A 20237-nucleotide genomic window follows, 5' to 3' on the forward strand; every position below is an offset into this window, starting at 1 on the left:
CGCTAAACTGTTTCCTCACTGAGTTGTCGGGGCTTCCGTACACACGGGAGCCCCTTTCCTTACCGGCGGGAGGTCCGCATGAGTCTCTCCGAGCTCTGGTCGCTCTATGGCCAGAACTATATCGACGCGCTGCTAGCAACCTGGGGCATGACGCTTGAGTCGTTTGCCATCGCCATGGTGCTGGCCGTCGCCGTCACCGTGATGCGCGTGTCGCCGCTCAAGCCGCTGCGCGTCTTTGGCGACCTGTATGTCCAGGTCTTCCGTAACATCCCCGGCATCGCGCTGCTCATTATCGTCGTCTACGCGCTGCCGCCGCTCAAGGTCGTCCTGCCCTACCGCACCTGCGTCATCGTCGCCACAGTGCTCTTGGGTTCTGCCTTTGGCTCCGAGAACTTTATGAGCGGCATCAACACCGTCGGTGTCGGCCAGGTGGAAGCCGCCCGCTCGCTGGGCATGAGCTTCAGCCGTATCCTCGCCAAGATCGTGATTCCGCAGGCGCTGCGCTCGAGCGTGCTGCCCATGACCAACCTCTTTATCGCCGTCATGCTCACCACCGCGCTCGGCAGTCAGGTGCCGCTTAAACCGCAGGAGCTCACCGGCGTGGTGAGCTACATCAACACGCGCTCGCTCGGCGGCGTCGCCGCGTTCTTTATCTCGGCGCTCGGCTACCTGGGCACGGCCTTTGTGGTGAGCCACATTGGCAACTATATCGATAAGAAGGTGAGGATCCTCCGATGAGCAAGCACTCCACCTCTGCGCTCACCATGCGCGATGCGCTCTACGAGGCTCCCGGCCCCAAGATGCGCGCCAAGATTCGCGTCGGCACCGCCATCTCACTTGTTGCCGTGGCCGCGCTCATCGCTCTGGTACTGCAGCGCTTTTATGTGACCGGCCAGCTTTCGGTCCATTACTGGTACTTCTTTACGCACCTCACCACCTGGAAGTTCCTGCTTGCCGGTTTTGAGGGCACGGTTAAGGTCGCGCTCACCGCCGGCGCCATCGCGCTGGTACTGGGCTTAGCCCTCATGCTCGGCCGTACCAGCGACATCAAGCCGCTGCAGCTGGTCTGCCGCGTGCTCACCGATTTCTTCCGTGGCGTGCCGAGCCTGCTGTTCATCTACTTCTTCTTTTTGGTGCTGCCTCAGTACAAGATTTCACTGCCGTCGTTTTGGATGCTCACGCTTCCCGTCGCGCTCGCTGCAGCCGGCGTACTTGCCGAGATCTTCCGCGCCGGCGTCAACGCCGTGCCGCGTGGTCAGGTCGAGGCAGCCCAGGCGCTCGGTCTCTCCAAGGCCAAAATCACCTTTAAAATCGTATTGCCCCAGGCGATTCGGTTTATCATTCCGTCGTTGATTTCGCAGCTCGTGGTCGTAGTCAAAGACACCACCGTCGCCTATGTGGTGAGCTACCCCGACCTCATGCAAAATGCCCGCGTGCTCATTACCAACTACGACGCCCTCGTGTCGGTCTACCTGGTTATCGCGGTCATCTACATCCTCATCAACGTCGCGATCAACAAGGCCGCTGTCTACGTTTCGCACAAGACCGGCGCGACGATCATCCGCTAACGCTTTTACCATTTCGAGTCATAAGGAGCCGAGCACCATGGCACAGAGCACCTCTTCCACCGGCAATCAGCCGCTGATCGAGCTCAGGCACGTCGATAAGCACTACGGCGACCTGCACGTTCTCAACGACATCAATCTCTCGGTCGACCGCGGCGAAGTCGTCGTGGTGATCGGCCCCTCGGGCTCGGGCAAGTCGACCATGTGCCGCACCATCAATCGCCTGGAAACCATCGACTCGGGCGAGATCCTCATCGAGGGCGAGCCCTTGCCGCAGGAAGGCAAAGACCTTGCCCGCATGCGTGCCGAGCTGGGCATGGTGTTCCAACAGTTCAACCTGTTTGCACATATGACGGTACTGCAGAACGTCATGCTGGGACCGGTCGATGTGCTGGGCGTGTCCAAGGAGGAGGCTCGTGAGCGCGCCATGGACCTGCTGAGCCGCGTGGGCGTGGCCGAGCAGGCCGACAAGGTACCCGCACAGCTTTCGGGCGGCCAGCAGCAGCGCGTGGCCATCGCCCGTTCTCTTGCCATGCAGCCCAAGGCCATGCTCTTCGATGAGCCCACGAGTGCCCTTGACCCCGAGATGATCAATGAGGTGCTCGAGGTCATGGTGCGCTTGGCGCAGCAGGGCATGACGATGATCGTCATTACGCACGAGATGAACTTTGCCCGCCGCGTGGCCGACCGTGTCGTGTTTATGGCCGATGGCCAGATCGTGGAAACCGGCACGCCCGATGAGTTCTTCGACCATCCCCAGACCAAGCGCGCCCAGGACTTCCTCAACTCCATCAAGGGCCACTAACCCAATTGCCATGTTCGCTCGCCATGACCATCCAAACTCGAAAGCAACACCTATGATCGGAACTCGCACTTCATCGTCATACACCCCGCACGTCGACGTCGATCCCGCCGACCGCCCGCTCATCCTCGTCGCGCCGCGCTGGGAAGAGGCGAAGCCGTTTTTAAGCGAGACGCTCTCCCCCAACGAGGAAATCGCAAGTGTCTTTGTCGATGCCATCCTTGCCGCCGGCGGCCTGCCGCTGCAGATGTCCATCACCGAGGACATTGAGGTCATCCGCCATTACGTCGATATCGCCGACGGTATCGCTATTCCCGGCGGCCCGGATGTCAACCCCAAACGCTGGGGCGATGAACGACCCTACGACCCCACCCTCTGCTGCGAGATCCGCGATAGCTTTGAGTTTAAGCTGGTCGGCGAGGTGCTCCGCGCCAAAAAGCCGCTCTTTACCACCTGCCGTGGCACGCAATTGCTCAATGTCGCCACTGGCGGCACCCTGTGCATGGACGTGCCGAGCCTGGGCGCTCGCGAGGGCCGCACGCAGTGGCGCCATACCCACGTGCTCAACGACCCCGTGCATCCCGTCGAGGTCGTGCCGGGCTCGCTGCTGGAGCGCGCGCTTGGCGGGCACAGGCTGATCCAGACCAACTCCGCACACCACTGCTGCGTCGATCATCTGGGTAAGAGCACGCGTTTGGTCGCCAAGGCAACCGACGGCGTTCCCGAGTGCATCGAGGTCGAAGGCCAGCCATTCTGCTTGGGCGTGCAATGGCATCCCGAGTACACCTGGCAGACGCTCGAGACCGACTTTAACCTGTGGAAGTCGTTTGTCGAGGCAGCGACCAAGGTAAAGCAGGCCCGCTAGTTCGCGAACCGCACAACAGACAAGGGCGCCCCGCCGGCCACATGGTCCGGCGGGGCGCCCTTTTGCCTGTACGCGGCTGGCACGCAGCCCAAGGCTCACAGCCTCTTACTCGGCCACCTCGCGCAGGGCCGACATCGTAGCCGCATATTGCTGCTGCAACGCATGCATTCCCGCGCGAGCGCCGTCAACGGCATCGGCGCCGCGCAGCGCCTCGGTCACCACGACCGCCGGCTCGTACAGATTATCGAATCCCAGGTTCTGGCTCACGCCCTTGAGCGTGTGAGCTGCCATAAACGCTTCCTTGGCGTCTCCTGCCGCCATGGCGGCCTCCAGCTTGTCCATGCTCTCGTCATCCAAAAACTTGAGGGCAAAGCGGGCAAGCATCTCCTCGCCCATCAGCCGAGCGCACGCGTCATCATAATTGGCGCCAATCTTCTCATACGCCTCACGCATGGAAATCATGGGTTAAAACTCCTTTGGTCAAACTAAATCGTAGGAAGCGCAACGACCTCAGCAGGGCGCGCCAATGTTTCGGCAATACGGTCTTGCACCTCGAGCAGGCAGTCGAGCAGCAGCGGGTTAAAGGTACCGCACTTACCGTCCAAGATCATCTGGATCGCTTCCTCGTGCGGGATAGCATCCTTGTACACGCGCACGCTCGTCAGTACATCGTACACGTCAGCCACCGAAACCACCTGCGCGGCGATGGGAATTTCGTCGCCCTTAAGGCCATCGGGATAACCCTTGCCGTCCCAGCGCTCGTGATGCCAACGCGCAATCTGGTACGCATATTCCATAAGCGCATTGCCGGCGTGATGGCTGCCCAGCTCGAGCAGCATGTTGGCGCCAATCGTGGTATGCGTCTTCATAATCTCGAATTCCTCGGGCGTGAGGCGCCCGGGCTTGTTGAGGATCGCATCGTCAATCGACATCTTGCCGATATCGTGCAGCGCCGAAGCCAGGGCGATCGTGGAGCGTTCCTCATTGTCGAGGGAGATCGTGCCGCTACGCTGGACCAGATAGCCAAGCAGCAGCTCGGTCAGCTTTTCGATGTTCGTAACGTGCCTACCGCTCTCGCCGTTGCGAAGCTCCATGACGCCGGCCATGATGTCGATGAGCATGCGACTGTTCTTGACGCGCTCGTTGTACTGTTGGGACAGCAGGTTCGTCAGGCGGCGCTGTTTGGCGTACAGGCGGATGGTGTTGCTTACGCGGCGGCGCACGACACGGGAGTCAAACGGGCGGTTGATATAGTCTGAGGCGCCCAGCTCGTACGCGCGCAGAACCGCATCATCGGAATCTTCGCTCGAAATCATGATGACAGGCAGATTATCGATACCCGATCGGCGCGACAGATCGGCCAGCACCTCAAAGCCGCTTATGCCCGGCATCACAATGTCCAGCAGCACGAGCGACAACTCATCGCCATAGCGGTCGACCATGTCGAGCGCCGCACGACCGTTATCGGCCTCGAGGATGCAATGCTCGTCCTTGAGCATCTCGCTGAGAATGGCTCGGTTCATCTCGGAGTCATCGGCGATAAGCACCAAAGGCTTTTCGCTTTGGAAGGCCTCGATGGAATCGGCATCGGTCACGACCGTACCGGCTTTTGCCTTAGCGCGGCTCAGTAACTGAGCAGCGCGGCCAACGCCCTCATCGACCGTCTCGCCATGAATGCGAACGCCACCAACACATGCCGTCAAGCTCACGTACTCATGGCCCGGAATAATCGTGGAATGAACGGCATCGGACACCTGATGCAGGCGACGGGTGAAGTCATCGGAGGGAATATTGGGCATGACAACCACAAACTTGTCGCAGCCATAGCGCACAAGCTCGTCAGTCGAACGGATTCCGCTGCGTATGGCTGTCGCCACAGCACCGAGCGCAAGGTCGCCGGCATGACGGCCACACGTATCGTTGAAGGCCCTAAAATCATCAACGTCGATCATCGCAACGCCGGCATTCATGCGGGCGCTGCGAAGCTTTTCCTCGTAATATCGGCGATTGCGCACGCTCGTCAGCACGTCGGTGTAGACAAGGTCCTCTTCCGCGGCCTCTTGCTCATCAATCGGACGCACCATCAGCAGAACGTGAGGCTCGCCCTCAACCATCAAAGAGCGCAGGCGAGCGCGGTACTCAACGCCATCGTTGAGCAGCCGTTCCGACACCTCATCGGAACCCGCCGCCAAGGCTTCAAGACTTGACTGGCGCAGACAGGGACACCGTTCGCCGGCGAGCAGGCAGTTAGGATCGCCCTTAATCTGATCGACAGACAGCAAACGCACCACGGGGTAGGTCTTCGCGACACGGGCGACCTCGGCGGCAGCCTCCTCGTCGGTTAGATTGGCCTCGTGATTATTGAGCATAGGGGGCCCTTTCAGTAGTTTTGCTTGGTAGCAGTGGGTGCCAAATGTTACAAGGGTAGCACCTTGTCGATGCAGGTACGCACGTGAATACCGTTTCTTTTTCATGAGTTGGCAGACGGTAGGGCTGAAGCCGCAGCCGTAAGGTTCTGGGCGCATCTGTTAACACGGTCGAAATGTTTACGGGAAAAGCCCGTTTTGATTATTGCGGCTGCTAGAACCCTAGGACGCCACGGACGGCCTGGGCAGCCGCTACCGGTCGATCGCGCAGCCCGTTGTGCGCGCCGGGGACCGTTACGAGCGGACAGCCCAAAAGCTCAGCCGACGCTCTCGTGCCCGCTTCGCGGGGCGTGCCAATCGAGAGCTCGCCCAAAAACACGGCGGCCACTGTTTTCGATGCGCGGACGCGATCCCAATCGGGAACGCAGGTCATAATGATCCCGTATTCGTTTGCCATAAAGCTGCGGCCGTTGCGCAGGGCATGCTTGGCTTCCGCCTCGGTTGTCTTGGGAGCTTGAGGATCCGAATCACTGATGGCACTCAGGAAGGCTCTTAATGCCCTCGAGACCTTTCCCGCAGCAATCATCTCGAGCAAAACCGGGGCCGTGCCCAGGCCAGCGCCCTCGTTTTTCACGGCGGGTTCGTGCAGCATCGCGCGCGAGACAATGGCCGGGTTTGTACGGAGAAGCTCCAGGGTCACCAGCGTACCGGCGCTGTGCGCGAGGACATTTGCCGGGGCGCCGACATGCTCGATAACGGCCTGCAGGTCGGCGGCCTGGGCGGCGAGGTCGTAGCGCCCGTCCGCGGCATCGCCGCTCTCGCCGCAACCGCGGCGGTCGTAGGCAATTACGCGATAGCCGCAGGCGAGCTCGCGGGCGATCCCGTCAAAAAATGTGCCGTCGACGCAAGCGCCGTGCACGCACACCAAGGCAGGCGCATCCGACGGCACGCCCGGCTCGGCAAACTCGCGACAGGCAATCGTGGTGCCCGCATTCTCGACCGTAAAATCCATGTTGTGCCCCATCGCCTTGCACCTTGTTAACGCATTAACTGTACCCAACCGGGAACCTCTCATAGCGCGGACATCGAGGGCAGCGTGAAAAAACGAAATCTGAAAAGCACAAGCCCGAATCAGACTTTGGCACCGATGCTATGCTTAGGCACAACTGTCCCAAGGAGCATATGCCTATGTCTACGTTTTTAAATGCCAGCCCCATCTTTGGACCGGTGCGCAGTCGCCGCCTGGGCCTTTCGCTCGGTGTCAACATGATGCCGGCGTCGGGCAAGATCTGCACGTTCGACTGCATCTACTGCGAGAACGGCCTTAACGCCGAGCGCCCCTGCCATGAGCCGTATAACACGGCCGCCGGGGTGCTCGACGCACTCGAGGCCAAGCTGCGCGAGATGGCAGCCGAGGGCGAGCTGCCCGATGTAATCACCTTCGCCGGCAATGGCGAGCCCACCGCCGCACCGGAGTTTCCGCAGGCTATCGCCGGCGCCATCGCACTTCGCGACCAGCTGGCCCCGAACACCAAGATCGCCGTGCTCTCCAATGGCACGCGCGCTGACCAGCCCGCTGTGCACGATGCGCTCATGATGGTCGACGACAACATCCTCAAGCTCGATACGGTCGACCCGGCTTTTATCCAGCTGCTCGACCAGCCCGTTGGCCCCTACGACGTCGAGCACCAGATCGAGACGTTCGCGAGCTTTAACGGCCACGTTATTATCCAGACGATCTTTTTGAACGGCGAGTACCAGGGCAAGTCCCTCGATAACACTGGTGAAGCGTACGTCGGCCCTTGGCTCGCGGCGCTCGAGCGCATTCGCCCGCAGGAGGCGACCATCTACACGGTGGCGCGCGAGACACCGGTCGCCGGCCTTGCCAAAGCAGCGCCCGTGGTGCTCGACACAATCGCCGCACGCGTGCGCGCGCTCGGCATCCCCTGCCAGGTGAGCTACTAGCAGAACCGCACAGACTACCCGGTACTTGGCTGATGGGGTGGGCTATACTAGCTGCGGATGAAAGGAAGTTAGCCATGTATGACAAAGGACCCGTACCCGGCCGCAACGACGCCTGCTGGTGCGGCAGCGGCAAAAAATATAAGAAATGTCACAGCGCCTTCGACGAGCGCCTCGAGCGCCTGTGGGAGGAGGGCTGGGAGGTTCTGCCCCGTACGCTCTACAAGACGCCCGCCGATATCGAGGGCATCAAGCGCTCCGCCGCCATCAACGTGGGCGTGCTCGACTACGTAGGCGAGCACATCGCCGCGGGCATGACCACCAACCAGATTGACCAGATGATCTACGACTACACCGTCGAGCACGGTGGCACGCCGGCCGATCTCAACTACGAGGGCTACCCCAAAAGCGTGTGCACCTCGATCAATGATGTGGTCTGCCACGGTATCCCCTGTGATACGGACGTGCTGCACGAGGGCGACATCATCAACGTGGACTGTTCCACGATTCTTGACGGCTACTTTAGCGACTCGAGCCGCATGTTCTGCATCGGCGAGGTCTCGGCCGAGCGTCAGCGCCTGGTCGACGTCACTCGCGCCAGCGTGGAGGCGGGTCTGGCCGCCGTCAAGCCGTGGCTACCGCTGTCCGTGATGGCCGAGGCCGTGCAAAAGACGGTCGAGGACGCCGGTTTTAGCGTGGTGCGCGAGTACGGCGGACACGGCATCGGTAAGGAGTTCCACGAGGACCCGTTTGTGGGCTTTACCACCGAGGCGCCCGATGTGGACACCATTATGGCTCCGGGCATGGTCTTTACCATCGAGCCCATGGTCAATGCCGGAGCGCCCGACATTAAGATCAGCAAGGGCGACGGCTGGTGTGTGCGCACCAAGGACGGTAGCGATTCGGCCCAGTGCGAGGTACAGCTCGTGGTGACCGAGGACGGTTACGAGCTGCTCAGCTGGTAGCTGTGGATGCGCCGGATGCCGACGGGCACGCCCGTCTTGCATCCGGCGTTTTATTTGAGCGTTTTGCCTGATAAAACCTGCCAAAATTAACCTGTCCCTTTTTGGCAGGTCGAGCGGAGAGGACTGCTTGTGAACATTCTGGTTTTGTTGCCCGTCAACGACCGTCATCGCGCAATTCTTGAGTCGAGCGCTCCGGGCGAGGACTTTATCTACACGAGCGCCGACGCCGCCACGCACGAGCAGGTCGCCGATGCCGACGTGATCCTGGGCAACATCGACCCTGCCCTGCTTACCGCGTGCAAGCACCTCCAGCTGTTGCAATTGCAGACCGCCGGCTATGACGACTACTTGGCCGCCGGCACCGTGCCAGCCGACGCTAAGCTTTCCTGCTCGGTGGGCGCCTACGGCCAGGCCGTAAGCGAGCACATGTTTGCCATGGTTCTTTCTATGATGAAGCGCCTGCCCGGCTATCACGACTTGCAGCGCGAGCATCGCTGGGAGGATTTGGGGCCGGTTACCTCGCTCAAAAATGCCAACGTGCTGGTGCTGGGCGCAGGCGATATCGGCGGCCACTTTGCCACGCTCTGCCGCAGCATGGGCGCACACGTCCGCGGCATCAAGCGCCATCCGCTCGTCTACCCCATTGTATTTGAGGACATGGACGGCATGGATGCCCTGTCTGAGCGCCTGGCCGAGGCCGATGTCGTCGCATCCTTTATGCCCAGCACACCCGAGACCCGCGGCCTGGCGAACGCCGAGTTCTTCGCCGCGATGAAGCCGGGCGCCTTCTTTGCCAACGGCGGTCGCGGCGATCTTGTGGTCGCCGAGGACTTGGTTGCCGCTCTGGAGTCGGGACATCTCGCCGGCGCCGCGGTCGACGTCACCGACCCCGAGCCGCTGCCCGCCGCAAGCCCGCTGTGGGATGCGCCCAACATGCTCATCACGCCGCACGTCTCCGGTTGGTTCCACTTGGAGGCTACGCTCAACAATGTGGTCGACATTGCCGCAGAGAATCTGCGTCACTTGCAGGCCGGCGAGACCCTGCGCTGCTGGATCGAACACTGATTGTTCCGGCGTTTTCCAAACGCCGGAACCCCTCGACGCTGCGAGCCCGCCAGAGCGGCAATCTGCCTTTCAATCGTCGGGCATGACCAGAAGGTCAATGCCCTCCTCTTTCAAGGCACCTTGCTCACTCTGGCGGGCTCTCGCTGACTTTTGTTCAACCTGCGGCGCTTTGCTGGCGCGGCCCTACCTGTGGGCTCTCGCTGACTTTTATTCGACCTGCAGGGTCTTCAAATTGCTAGAGCGTTGCTAAGTAATTCTTTGCGTCTTCTGCGCTCATTGCTGCGACGGGTGCGTGTGAACAGAGTTTGGCATCGTTGGTGACCAGAAGGTCTGCCTTTGCGCGCATTGCTGCCGCAATGATTAAATCGTCTTCGTAATCGCTATGGAGCTTACGCTGCTTGCTCGCCATCCATATGTCACTCAGGTCGCAGGGTACCGGCGTGGCAAGTTGCGACAACACGTCGAGGCAATCCCATGCAAGTGATGTCGCCGCCACGGCGGCATCTTGGGATAGCGAGCCATGCTCGCGCCGATACCACGCCTTATGTTCGCTCGAAATCAAATAGAACAGATCTTTGGACGATGTCGCCGCATACAGCAAATCCACCTGCGCCGTGCATGCATCGCGTAAAAACTCAATCGCCACCGAACGACCACGTCGTGAGGGAATGAAGTAATCGAGCCACACGTTGGTGTCAACCAAGATGCGCCTTGGAGCCTCACTCATAGAGCCAGCTCATCTCCTCGCCGTAGCGATCCGCGTAGGCGTTCCGTTTGAGTTCTTCATCGCCCGAGGGCTGAGCCTTGACCATATCGATTCCCGACTCACGGCAAGCGGCAGCGAACAGCTTCGACCCCTGATCCATGAGCTCGAGCTTACGTTTAGCGGCCTTTTCGCGCTCGCGCTGTTCCGCCCGGACACGACTGGGCAGCAGGATATCCTCGAGCGCACCGGGGCGATCGGCCAGCGACGCTGCAAGCTGCCAGAGCGCTCGCACCGCTTGGCTCGGCGTCATACCGGCCCTGGAGAGAGCGGCGTCCCCGCTCCTTTTAAGATCGGCATCGAGACGTACGTTGATCTGAGCGGCTGTTGTGGTCATGACCCCTCCTTAATACTTTAAAATCATCATAAAACTCTATGGTAGATACGTAAAGCACGTATAGTATTTATTAGCATTAGCCGCACTCTGTGCACAAAAAGCCGCCGAGGTGCACTGCACCTCGGCGGCCACGTACCACCGATCTAGCTCGGTTTCACCCTTTGCATTTGCCCAGATAAAACCTGCAAAATAAACCTGTCCCTTTTAGCAGGTTTTAGAGCTCCGCGCTTTCGGCGCCGTTGATGGTTAGGTTTCGCTCGTAGAAAGCCGTGAGGGCGCGGATGGCGTACATCACGTCGCGCACGCCGCCGGTCTCGTAGCTCGAGTGCATGGCCAGCTGCGGCAGGCCCACGTCCACGGCATGCATGCTCGCCTGCATATTGGACAGATTGCCGAGCGTGGATCCGCCGGCCATATCGCTCTTGTTGGCGAAGGCCTGCGTGGGCACGTCGGCGTCATCGCAAATAGCTTGGAACACCGCGCGGCTAAAGGCATCGGTACAATAGTGCTGGTTGGCTGCCTCCTTGATGACGATACCGCCGTTGAGCACCACCTGGCTGCGGGCGTCGCACTTCTCGGCGTGGTTGGGGTGCACGGCATGCGCGTTGTCGCAGCTCACGAGCATCGATGCGGCAAGGGCGCGATGATACGACTCGTCGTCAAAGCCCAGCGATCCGTTAATGCGGCGCAGCGCGTCGGCCAAGAACGTCGACATGGCGCCCTGCTTGGTCTCGGAGCCAACCTCCTCATTATCAAAGCAGCAAAAGACCGAAACGTCGTGCGCGTTCTCGGCACCCAAAAATGCCTGCAGCGAGGTGTAGGCGCAGGCCAGGTCGTCAAGCTTGGGCGTCGAGATAAACTCGTCGGCCCAGCCCCAAATGCGCGCATCCTGACGATTGACCAGGAACAGATCGCGGCCCAGGATCTGCTCGGGCTCAACGTCCAGTTCGTCGGCAACCAGGGCATCAAAATCGCCCTGCTTAAGCTCACCGGCGCTGATGAGCGGGCACAGGTCGACGGCGCGGTTGGGCGCAAAGCCCTCGTTAACGCCACGATTCATATGGATGGCAAGGCTCGGGATAATCGCGACTTCGCGCTCGGTGGCAAGCAGGCGGCTTTCAATACGGTCGCCTTCGCGTACCAACACGCGGCCCGCGAGCGCCAGCGGGCGGTCGAACCAGGTGTAGTCGATCATGCCGCCGTAGGCCTCGGTGTTCAGGCGCAGCGTCTCGCCTGCGCCGTCGAGCTCGGGCACGGCCTTGACCTTAAACGTCGGCGAATCGCTGTGCGACGCCGTGAGCTGAAAATGATAGTCGCCGGCAACGCCGTCCTCGCCCCACGTAGCAGCCAGGTCCTCGCCCACCTTAAAGGCAACAACGCTCGAGGTGTTGCGCTGCGTGTAATAACGCCCGCCTGGCTCGATGTCCCACGCCGCATTCTCGGGCAGGTAGGTAAAGCCCGCCTCGTCGAGCTCGGCCATAATGGTCGCCGCCGTATGGAACATGCTGGGGCACGCCTCGATAAAGTCGATAAGGTCGTTGGCGGCCTCGATATCGTCGGCCGTCACGTGCGCGCGCTCGGGCGTTTCCTGATCCGTCATGCTCTCCCCTTTCGCTGGGTTGATGGTCCCCTCCAGCATACCCCGCCACGCCAGCGCCGCACTCTTCATTCCATGTTTAATCCCGCGCCGCTCACCAAGTTGAGCCATCATGCCCGCGCTCCTTTTGCGACAATTACGCTAACAGGACGAGAGGAGCCGTCATGAAGCCACGTAACATTGCCATCGCCTGCGGTGTCGCGGGAGTCGCCGTCGGCCTTGCCGCTGCCACCGGTATCGTTTACCGCAAGCAAATCAAGTCCGCCGCGTCGCTCAAACGCTTGACCGGCTACGCGGATAGCTATGACCTGTACGCAATCGACATCGCCTACGACTACGATCTTGATCGCATCATCGCCGCTGGCGTGCGCGACGACCAGGCCTACATCGATGCCGTGGTGGCGCAGGTGCTGCCCGGTGTGCCGGTACATGTCCAGGCGCCCCAGTTTGCCTGCAGCGCTTTTGTCGCCGTAGATGCCGAAGGCCGCGTGCGCACCGGTCGCAATTACGACTTTAAGGACGACACCTCGGCACTGCTGGTGCGCAATCACCCACGCGACGGCTATGCCTCCATCGGGTTTGCCGCCCTTAACAACCTGGGCGATAACACTCCGCTTGACTCCGTCGCCGGACGTGCCGCCGCACTCATGGGCCCGTTTGCCCAGCTCGACGGTGTTAACGAATGCGGCGTGTCCATTGCCGTACTCACTCTGGATTCCAAGCCCTGTGACCAGGACGCGCAACGCCCCGTCATCAATACCTCACTCGCCATCCGTCTGGTGCTCGACCGTGCCGCCACCACGCAAGAAGCTGTCGACCTGCTTTCCGCCTACGACATGCACGCCATGGCAGGACGCGATTACCACTTCTTTATCAACGACGCCGCCGGTGACGCGCGCGTAGTAGAGTGGGATCCGCGCGATCCGGACCGTGCTTTCAAAGCGACCCCTGTTCGCCAGGTCACGAACTTCTACGCCTGCTATGGCGACGAAGTGCTGCCCAACCAAAAGAATGGCGAGCTGGGCCATGGTAAAGAGCGCGCCGTCGCAATCGCCGATGTCCTTGACGCCCATGTCGGCGCCCAAGACGAGGCAGTCGCTTGGAAGGCCCTACGCGCTGCGGCGCAAAAGCCCAATCCGGAAGACATCACCAGCAACACGCAGTGGTCGGTCGTCTTTGACAATACCGAGCCCGCTGCCGCCATCACGCTGCGCCGCCACTGGGGCAACGTCGATGCCTTCGCACTGTAAGGAGCCAGGCCCGTCGACCTTACGTTCCCTGACGTTGCTTACATTTCCATACGCTTGAGCTAACACGTTTTACCCCCGTATCAACAGTGTGCGGGGGTAAACTTATGCGCATGTTATAACTTGCCCGGAAGGATTCATCATGCTCAGGATCGGTCTTCTTACCAGTGGCGGCGACTGCCAGGCGCTCAACGCCACCATGCGCGGCATCGTCAAAACGCTTATGACCAATAGCGAAGAACCTATCGAGATCTATGGTTTTGAGGACGGCTACCAGGGCCTTATCTACAGCAGGTTCCGCGTCATGTCGCCCGCCGATTTTAGCGGCATCCTCACCCGCGGCGGCACCATCCTGGGCACGAGCCGCACGCCGTTCAAGCGTCTGGATATTCCCGAGGCCGATGGCGTCGAGAAGGTACCCGCAATGGTCCACACCTATCATAAGCTGCAGCTCGACTGCCTGTTTATGCTGGGCGGCAACGGCTCCACCAAGACCGCCAACCGCCTGCGCGAAGAGGGCCTCAACGTTATCGCCCTGCCCAAGACCATCGATAACGACACCTGGGGCACCGAGCTGACGTTTGGCTTTACGAGCGCCATCGACGTCGCCACCAAGTGCATCGACGACATCCACACCACCGCTTCGAGCCATGGGCGCGTGTTCGTTATCGAGATCATGGGCCACAAGGTTGGCTGGATTCCACTGTACGCCGGCGTCGCGGGCGGCGCGGATGTCATCCTGATTCCCGAGATCCCCTACGACATGGATAACGTCATCAAGACCATCGAGCATCGCATGGAAACCGGCAGCCGCTTTACCATCGTGGCCGTCGCCGAGGGCGCCATCTCCAAGGAGGACGCGGCGCTGTCCAAGAAGGAGTACAAGAAGAAGCTCGCCGAGCGTACGAGCCCCTCGATTGTCTACGACATCGCCAAGGAGATCGAAGCCAAGACTGGTCGCGAGACCCGTGTCGCCATCCCCGGCCACACGCAGCGCGGCGGCCAGCCCGACGCCCAGGACCGCATCTTTGCGACCCAGTGCGGCGTCGAGGCGGCACTCGGCTGCCTACGCGGCGAGTTTGGCTACATGATCGCCCTGCGTGACGGCAAGATGTGCCACATGCCGCTCGAGGAAGTCGCCGGCAAGCTCAAGTATGTCGACCCCCAGAGTGATCTGGTGCGCGAGGCCAAGGCGCTGGGCATCAGCTTCGGCGGCGAATAGCCTCGGCCGAAACTGCTCTCATCGGAGACCCCAGGGCTTACCTCCCAAATCGTCCTCGGACATGTCAGGATCCCGCCGTGCGCTTCGCGCGGCGGGATCCTTCCGTCCTGCGGAAAGATTTGGGAGGTAAGCTCTGGGGCCTCCTACGGTGACTGGGGAGGCCGAGACTATTCGTCTTCTTGCTGCGGGTGCCTGGGGTAGGATGCGGCGTGCATTTTTGGGAGTATTCAGCAGCCGAGGGTGCCTGCATACTGGATTTTGGGCGAAAGGCAGGCACCATGGGCCGCATCCTGTAAAAAAACGAGCGGCTCTAGAGGCGTTGGGACTCAGAATCGGGGCTTTCAGCGCAGTTTTGCACCCCCGCCCCCGCGCCCGCGGACCCCGGGACGCTGAATACTCCGGAATTTGCACGGCGCCCCCTGGGGTACCTGTGGGCAAAAAGCAACTGCCCCGTCAAAGTATGCATTTGGCGGGGCGGTTTATGCAAAAATGCTGCTGCGGGCGCGTCGGCAGCTCGCTAGAACTTGAATCCCAGGACAGGTTACTCGGCGCTCTTGAGGGCGCCGACCATGTCGATCTTGTTGAGCGTTCGGTTGGTGGCGAGGTTGACGATAAACGTAAAGCCGAAGGAAAGCACTACGGCGAGCACGTAGCTTAGCGGCTCGACCTCAACGTCAAAGTACAGCGACGGCATCTGCAGGATGTACGTAAAGCTCTCGGCAAGCAGGCCACCCAGCGGCACGCCCAGTGCGGTGCCAATCGCCGTGAGGATCAACGTCTCCTTGTTGACGTAATGGTGTACCTCGCCACGGCGGAAGCCCAGCACCTTGATGGTCGCCAGCTCGCGCTCGCGCTCGGAGATATTCGTGTTGGACAACGTAAACACCACCACAAACGACAGGCACGCCGCCATAAAGGTCACGAGCACCACGACGGAATTGATGATAGTGAAGTTCGCCTCGTAGTTCTGCCAATGTTCGGCCGTGCTCGAGATGGTGAGCCAACCGTCACTCTTAAGATTCTTGCTAAACGCAATCTGGTCGGCCGACGAGCCCTTAAGCAGCACAAAGATGCCGTTAAGACGCGCGCTTCGGCCGAACGCGCGCTCATAGGTGCCCTGCGTCATATAGAGCGTGTTGCCCAAATAGTTGAGCGAGATGTCGCTGACTTTGACCTTGGCGACGTTGAGCGACGAATCCTGGACCTGCGCCGTGTCGCCCGGCTGAATCCCAAGAACCAGCTGTGAACTCTTGCTCAGATACACGTCTCCGTCACGCAAAGACAGTGGCTCTTTGGACTCATCCTCGAGACGCACGTAGTCGTCCAGGTCGTTCGTGCGGTCATCGGGCACCACGATCAGCTGCACGGTCTCGCTCTTGCCGCCAAATGTAAAGGTGACGTTGTCGGTCATAATCGGCAGCGTCGAAGTCACGGTCACGTCGGAATCCTTGGCTGCGCTTCGCTCATCCAATGCCGCGCACGTCTGCGAAAAATCGTCGGGATTGGCAACCGCCAGCAGGTCATAGCGCGTGATATGCCCGTACTGCTTGGGCGAAAGCGCCACCGACGTATCGCGGATGCCCATGCCGCAAATCACAAGCGCCGTACAGCCCGCGATGCCAAAGATGGTCATAAAGGCGCGCTTTTTGTAACGGAATAGGTTGCGTGCAGCGACCTTGTTCAAAAAGCCCATGCGGCGCCAGATAAAGCCGATGCGCTCGAGCAAGATGCGCGAGCCAGCGCGCGGGGCCTTGGGACGCATAAGCGAGGCCGGGGTCTCGGCCATCTCGTGGCGGCAGGCGATAATCGTGGCGCCCACCACGCCCACGGCAAACAGCGCCACCGAGACGATCGAGGACACGATGTCGTACGAAAGCAGCATCTGGGGCAGCGAGTACATGTCGTCGAACACCGTAAACAGGAACAGCGGCAGGCCCACAAATCCGATGATGTTGCCGAGCACGCCGCCGATCAGACAAGCCCACAGCGCATAGTCCACGTATTTGGACAGGATGCGTCCGCGCGAATAGCCGAGCGCCTTATACAGGCCGATGAGCGTGCGCTCCTCCTCGACCATACGCGTGGCGGTGGTAAGGCTGATGAGCACGGCGACGATAAAGAAGATGAACGGGAACACCGTGGCGATGGCTTCAATTGACGAGCTATCGCTCTCCACGCTCGAGTAGCTTGCGATATTGCCGCGGTCCTGGATGTACCAGGTGCATTCGCCCAGGTCGGAAAGCTCGGCGCGGGCGTCGGCAAACTGTTGGTCGGCGGCGGCACGGCGCTGGTCCAGGTCGGCTTGCGCCTGCGCACGCTCGTCGCTGCCCTCGGCCATGCGATTGATGTTGTCCTGCTCGATCCCAAAGAGCATGGCGGCCTGACGCTCGGCCGCATCCAAGCTTGTCGGCGTGTCGACCGTCAGCTCCTGAGCGCGCGCCTTCTCACGCTCCTCGCGGATCTTCTCTATATTGCCCTTGACCTCATTGATCTTTGCCGCGTAGGCATCCGAATATGAGTTGAGATCCTTGGCTCCCTCGACGACCACGTGGACCGCGGAGTAGGAAGAAGATGTCGCGGCGTCCTCGCTCACATAGAACTTATAGTCCGCCGCCGAGGCGGCACGGAAGGCGTTGACCGTCGAGTCGGAGCTCACATCAGTGGGATCGAGAACCTCGGCCGTGATGGTGTAATCGCCATCGGCAAACTGATCCTTGGCGCTTTGGTTCGACGAGTTCGCATCGTTGGCAGCAAAGCTCACCGTATCGCCGAGCTTTTTGCCCGAAGCCTTCAGGAACTTCGAAGTCACCGCGACCTCATCGGCGCTCTCGGGCAAATCGCCGTTCACGAGCACTGGCTGATCGATATTCTCCTTGGAGAGACTTTGCACGACCACGCGCTCGCGCGTTGTGCCCACGGCGGTGTAGGCGGTCTCGGTGTAGATGCCCTCGGCCGTTTCGACGCCATCGACCTCTTGGATGGCGTCGAGATCATCGTCAGTCAGGCCATAGGTCGACTGCACGTTAATGTCATAGACATTTTGCTGGTCGAAGTAGGCGTCAACCGAATCGCACAGGTCCTCGCAACCCGCCTTAAGGCCGCACATCACGCTCACGCCGAGCGCGGTGATCACGACGATAGACAAGAAGCGTTTGAGGCTGCCGCGAATCGTGCGGTAGACACCGCGGCGAAACACCGTCGGCACCATATCGTTTGAGCTTTGGGCAGTGCGGTAGGTCGTAAAATCCTGCTCGCGCTCCGTGTTCTGCGCGTCGCGGCGTTGGCTGTTTTGGCGGTCCTGATCCATGGGCGCTACCACTCGATCGTCTCGATAGGCACGGGATTTTGCTGGACCGTCTCGCTCTCCACGCGACCGTTCTTAAAGCGGATCAGGCGATCGGCCATGGGCGCCAGCGCGGAGTTGTGGGTGATGATGATGACCGTAATGCCCTGCTTGCGGCAAGTGTCCTGCAGCAGCTGCAAGATCTGCTTGCCGGTTTTATAGTCAAGTGCGCCCGTGGGCTCGTCGCACAAAAGCAGCTTGGGGTTCTTTGCCAGTGCGCGGGCAATGGACACGCGCTGCTGCTCGCCGCCCGAAAGCTGCGCGGGGAAGTTGGCGAGGCGCTCACCCAAGCCAACCTGGCAAAGCGTTTGCTCGGCATCGAGCGAATCAGGGCAGATTTGCGCCGCAAGCTCAACATTTTCGAGCGCCGTCAGGTTGGGGACCAGATTGTAGAACTGGAAGACAAAGCCGACGTCGGCGCGGCGGTATTCCACGAGCTGCGCCTCGTTAGCGGAGCTCACGTCGCGCCCGTCCACCGTCACAGTGCCGGAGGTTACCGTATCCATGCCACCCAGGATGTTGAGCGCCGTAGTCTTGCCGGCACCCGAGGCGCCCAGGATAATGGCGAGCTCGCCGCGCTCAACGGTAAAGCTCGCGCCGTCGAGCGCGTGAATGCGGGCATCGCCCTCGCCGTACGCCTTGATGACGTCTTTGAATTCGATATAAGCCATCGATTAATTCCCATCTGGTCGGATAACTCCTTAGTATTACCCATTTCGCACCGACCAAAAAGGGACAGGTTCATTTTGGCAGGTTTTAGAGGCGGACGGTGAAGGTGATCTGGTTGCCGTGGCCGCAGACAGAAGCGCTCCCACCATGGGCTTCGGCGATGGCACGCACCACGGATAGGCCCACGCCCGAGCCGCCCGTCTTGGAGCTGCGCGACACGTCCGCACGATAGAAGCGGTCGAACAATCGATCTAGGTCGCCTTCGGGCAGCTCGTCCACGGCGTTCGAAACGACAAGCTCGGCCGAGCCTTTGCCCGCACCGCGCGAAACAGCACGCAGGCTCAGCTCGATAACGCTGTCTTCGCTTGCGTAGCGTGTGGCATTGTCCAGCAGTAGTTCAACAACCTGCGCCACTGCCGCGGCATCGGCATGGGCCCGCACACCGCTCGCGATCGACGTCGACAGCCGCTTGCCGCGCGAAACCGCCACCGATTCAAACGGCGCCGCCGCCTTGTCCACCGCCTCCGAAAGATCAAACGATGTCATGGCAAAGCCCGCCGAGCCCTCGTCCATGCGAGCCAAAAATACCAGACGCTCCGTAAGTGCCGTCAGCCGCGCGACCTGCTCGTGAATGCTCTGCGTCCACTCACTCTCGCCGCTCTCAATTTCCTGTACCTCGTTAGCGGCATCAATCACGGCCAGCGGCGTCTTGATCTCGTGGCTCGCATCGGTAATAAAGCGCTTTTGCTTGCTGTAGCTCTCGACCATCGGTCGAATCACCGCGCCCGAGGCACCCGCCACAATTGCCAACACCGCCAGCCAGCCAATGCAGCTGATGGCCACGCTCGCGCTTAAAAACGAATGGAAGCTTGTGAGCTCGCGTGAACAGTCGACGAATACATAGGTTGTCTCGTCGCCCTGAACCGTAACCGTATAGCGGTAGTTACCAGAAAAGCCCGAGGTCAAACCCTTGGAATACAGTCCTGCAGCGATGCGGGCGGCACGCTTGGCGCCCACCGCGGCAATGCGAGCCGTGTTGACATCGGTCACCTGCCCGCCGGCAATCGACACCGTAAAGTAGCGCGTGTCGAAGGGAGACTCCGCCGTCATGCCTTCAAAATGCCCATCGCGAACGGCTGCCCGGTTACCGGTAGCAACCTTGCCGGCAACCGCATCCTGACCGGGATCGGCCTTAGGCTCATCCGTCCAATCGATGCCGTCCTTGCCCGCCAAGATATAGCCCAGACGAGCGTCGGCCATCTTGCAGACATGCGAGTAGTTGACGATATTGATGCCGGCGATGATAAGCGTAAGCACGGCGGTCACGGCACCCATGGCAACCAGGATGAACTTACGACGCAGGCGACGTCCCATTGCACTGGCAGCATCGGCGCGCCCCGGATTACCCGAGTCCGCGCCCATGCCGAGCTTTGCCGTCGTGCGCTTCCACCACGCACTCGCGCTCACGC

At 60.7% G+C, this 20237-nt stretch carries 18 protein-coding genes; 9 read left to right on the forward strand and 9 right to left on the reverse strand.

The features are described 5' to 3' along the window. Positions 1 to 78: 78 nt before the first annotated feature. The 4 genes from ACGHIZ_RS09760 to ACGHIZ_RS09775 are packed head-to-tail and all read left to right on the forward strand — an operon-like array spanning position 79 to position 3232. Positions 79 to 738: an amino acid ABC transporter permease gene (locus ACGHIZ_RS09760; RefSeq protein ID WP_022094657.1), complete on the forward strand. Its 660-nt coding sequence runs from the start codon at positions 79 to 81 to the stop codon at positions 736 to 738. Further along, positions 735 to 1568, forward strand: a complete 834-nt coding sequence (locus ACGHIZ_RS09765) for an amino acid ABC transporter permease (RefSeq protein WP_117629933.1) — start codon at positions 735 to 737, stop codon at positions 1566 to 1568. The genes ACGHIZ_RS09760 and ACGHIZ_RS09765 overlap by 4 nt, the downstream gene beginning before the upstream one ends. 37 nt (positions 1569 to 1605) lie before the next feature. Beyond that, positions 1606 to 2370 carry an amino acid ABC transporter ATP-binding protein gene (locus tag ACGHIZ_RS09770; RefSeq protein ID WP_117746439.1) on the forward strand — a complete coding sequence of 255 codons (765 nt, stop codon included), beginning with the start codon at positions 1606 to 1608 and terminating at the stop codon, positions 2368 to 2370. Positions 2371 to 2422: 52 nt separating this feature from the next. Then, positions 2423 to 3232 (forward strand): gamma-glutamyl-gamma-aminobutyrate hydrolase family protein, encoded by an 810-nt coding sequence (locus ACGHIZ_RS09775; protein ID WP_117846427.1) that lies wholly within the window; start codon positions 2423 to 2425, stop codon positions 3230 to 3232. 105 nt (positions 3233 to 3337) lie between these two features. On the opposite strand, the gene ACGHIZ_RS09780 is transcribed toward ACGHIZ_RS09775, so the two are convergent. The 3 genes from ACGHIZ_RS09780 to ACGHIZ_RS09790 all read right to left on the reverse strand — a co-directional run bounded on the left by ACGHIZ_RS09780 (position 3338) and on the right by ACGHIZ_RS09790 (position 6610). Continuing rightward, positions 3338 to 3694: an Hpt domain-containing protein gene (locus tag ACGHIZ_RS09780; protein WP_117840239.1), complete on the reverse strand. Its 357-nt coding sequence runs from the start codon at positions 3692 to 3694 to the stop codon at positions 3338 to 3340. Between the two features lie 23 nt (positions 3695 to 3717). Further along, positions 3718 to 5601 (reverse strand): diguanylate cyclase, encoded by a 1884-nt coding sequence (locus tag ACGHIZ_RS09785; protein WP_390447780.1) that lies wholly within the window; start codon positions 5599 to 5601, stop codon positions 3718 to 3720. Between the two features lie 211 nt (positions 5602 to 5812). After that, the gene (locus ACGHIZ_RS09790) at positions 5813 to 6610 is read right to left on the reverse strand and encodes an alpha/beta fold hydrolase (RefSeq protein WP_158558631.1); all 798 of its coding nucleotides are present in this window, start codon (positions 6608 to 6610) and stop codon (positions 5813 to 5815) included. A 176-nt stretch (positions 6611 to 6786) separates the two neighbouring features. Between ACGHIZ_RS09790 and ACGHIZ_RS09795 the strand changes: the two genes are divergently transcribed. The 3 genes from ACGHIZ_RS09795 to ACGHIZ_RS09805 all read left to right on the forward strand — a co-directional run bounded on the left by ACGHIZ_RS09795 (position 6787) and on the right by ACGHIZ_RS09805 (position 9590). Beyond that, the gene (locus ACGHIZ_RS09795) at positions 6787 to 7563 is read left to right on the forward strand and encodes a radical SAM protein (RefSeq protein WP_117640218.1); all 777 of its coding nucleotides are present in this window, start codon (positions 6787 to 6789) and stop codon (positions 7561 to 7563) included. 74 nt (positions 7564 to 7637) lie between these two features. Further along, positions 7638 to 8525, forward strand: a complete 888-nt coding sequence (map, locus tag ACGHIZ_RS09800) for a type I methionyl aminopeptidase (protein ID WP_055286839.1) — start codon at positions 7638 to 7640, stop codon at positions 8523 to 8525. A gap of 129 nt (positions 8526 to 8654) precedes the next feature. After that, entirely contained in the window at positions 8655 to 9590 is a 936-nt protein-coding gene (locus ACGHIZ_RS09805) for a D-2-hydroxyacid dehydrogenase (protein WP_250787705.1), read from the forward strand. Between the two features lie 235 nt (positions 9591 to 9825). Here the strand turns inward: ACGHIZ_RS09805 and ACGHIZ_RS09810 are convergent, their stop codons facing one another. From ACGHIZ_RS09810 to ACGHIZ_RS09820, 3 genes are all read right to left on the reverse strand, one after another. Next, positions 9826 to 10293, reverse strand: coding sequence for a PIN domain-containing protein (locus ACGHIZ_RS09810; protein ID WP_195624967.1), 468 nt, complete (start codon positions 10291 to 10293; stop codon positions 9826 to 9828). Between the two features lie 16 nt (positions 10294 to 10309). Next, positions 10310 to 10690 carry a translation repressor RelB gene (locus tag ACGHIZ_RS09815; protein ID WP_195624968.1) on the reverse strand — a complete coding sequence of 127 codons (381 nt, stop codon included), beginning with the start codon at positions 10688 to 10690 and terminating at the stop codon, positions 10310 to 10312. Between the two features lie 214 nt (positions 10691 to 10904). After that, positions 10905 to 12290, reverse strand: coding sequence for a M18 family aminopeptidase (locus tag ACGHIZ_RS09820; protein WP_390447786.1), 1386 nt, complete (start codon positions 12288 to 12290; stop codon positions 10905 to 10907). A 161-nt stretch (positions 12291 to 12451) separates the two neighbouring features. Between ACGHIZ_RS09820 and ACGHIZ_RS09825 the strand changes: the two genes are divergently transcribed. Then, complete coding sequence (locus ACGHIZ_RS09825; protein ID WP_390447789.1) at positions 12452 to 13537, forward strand: carcinine hydrolase/isopenicillin-N N-acyltransferase family protein; 1086 nt, start codon at positions 12452 to 12454, stop codon at positions 13535 to 13537. A 139-nt stretch (positions 13538 to 13676) separates the two neighbouring features. After that, complete coding sequence (locus ACGHIZ_RS09830) at positions 13677 to 14756, forward strand: ATP-dependent 6-phosphofructokinase (RefSeq protein WP_346965238.1); 1080 nt, start codon at positions 13677 to 13679, stop codon at positions 14754 to 14756. A 541-nt stretch (positions 14757 to 15297) separates the two neighbouring features. Here ACGHIZ_RS09830 and ACGHIZ_RS09835 read toward each other — a convergent pair. The 3 genes from ACGHIZ_RS09835 to ACGHIZ_RS09845 all read right to left on the reverse strand — a co-directional run bounded on the left by ACGHIZ_RS09835 (position 15298) and on the right by ACGHIZ_RS09845 (position 20235). Continuing rightward, complete coding sequence (locus ACGHIZ_RS09835) at positions 15298 to 18063, reverse strand: FtsX-like permease family protein (RefSeq protein WP_346965237.1); 2766 nt, start codon at positions 18061 to 18063, stop codon at positions 15298 to 15300. A 5-nt stretch (positions 18064 to 18068) separates the two neighbouring features. Further along, positions 18069 to 18770: an ABC transporter ATP-binding protein gene (locus ACGHIZ_RS09840; protein WP_271758486.1), complete on the reverse strand. Its 702-nt coding sequence runs from the start codon at positions 18768 to 18770 to the stop codon at positions 18069 to 18071. A gap of 85 nt (positions 18771 to 18855) precedes the next feature. Continuing rightward, positions 18856 to 20235, reverse strand: coding sequence for an ATP-binding protein (locus ACGHIZ_RS09845; protein WP_346965236.1), 1380 nt, complete (start codon positions 20233 to 20235; stop codon positions 18856 to 18858). Positions 20236 to 20237: the final 2 nt, after the last annotated feature.

Origin of the sequence: Collinsella sp. i05-0019-G5 (assembly GCF_042851345.1) — a bacterium.
GTDB lineage: Bacteria > Actinomycetota > Coriobacteriia > Coriobacteriales > Coriobacteriaceae > Collinsella.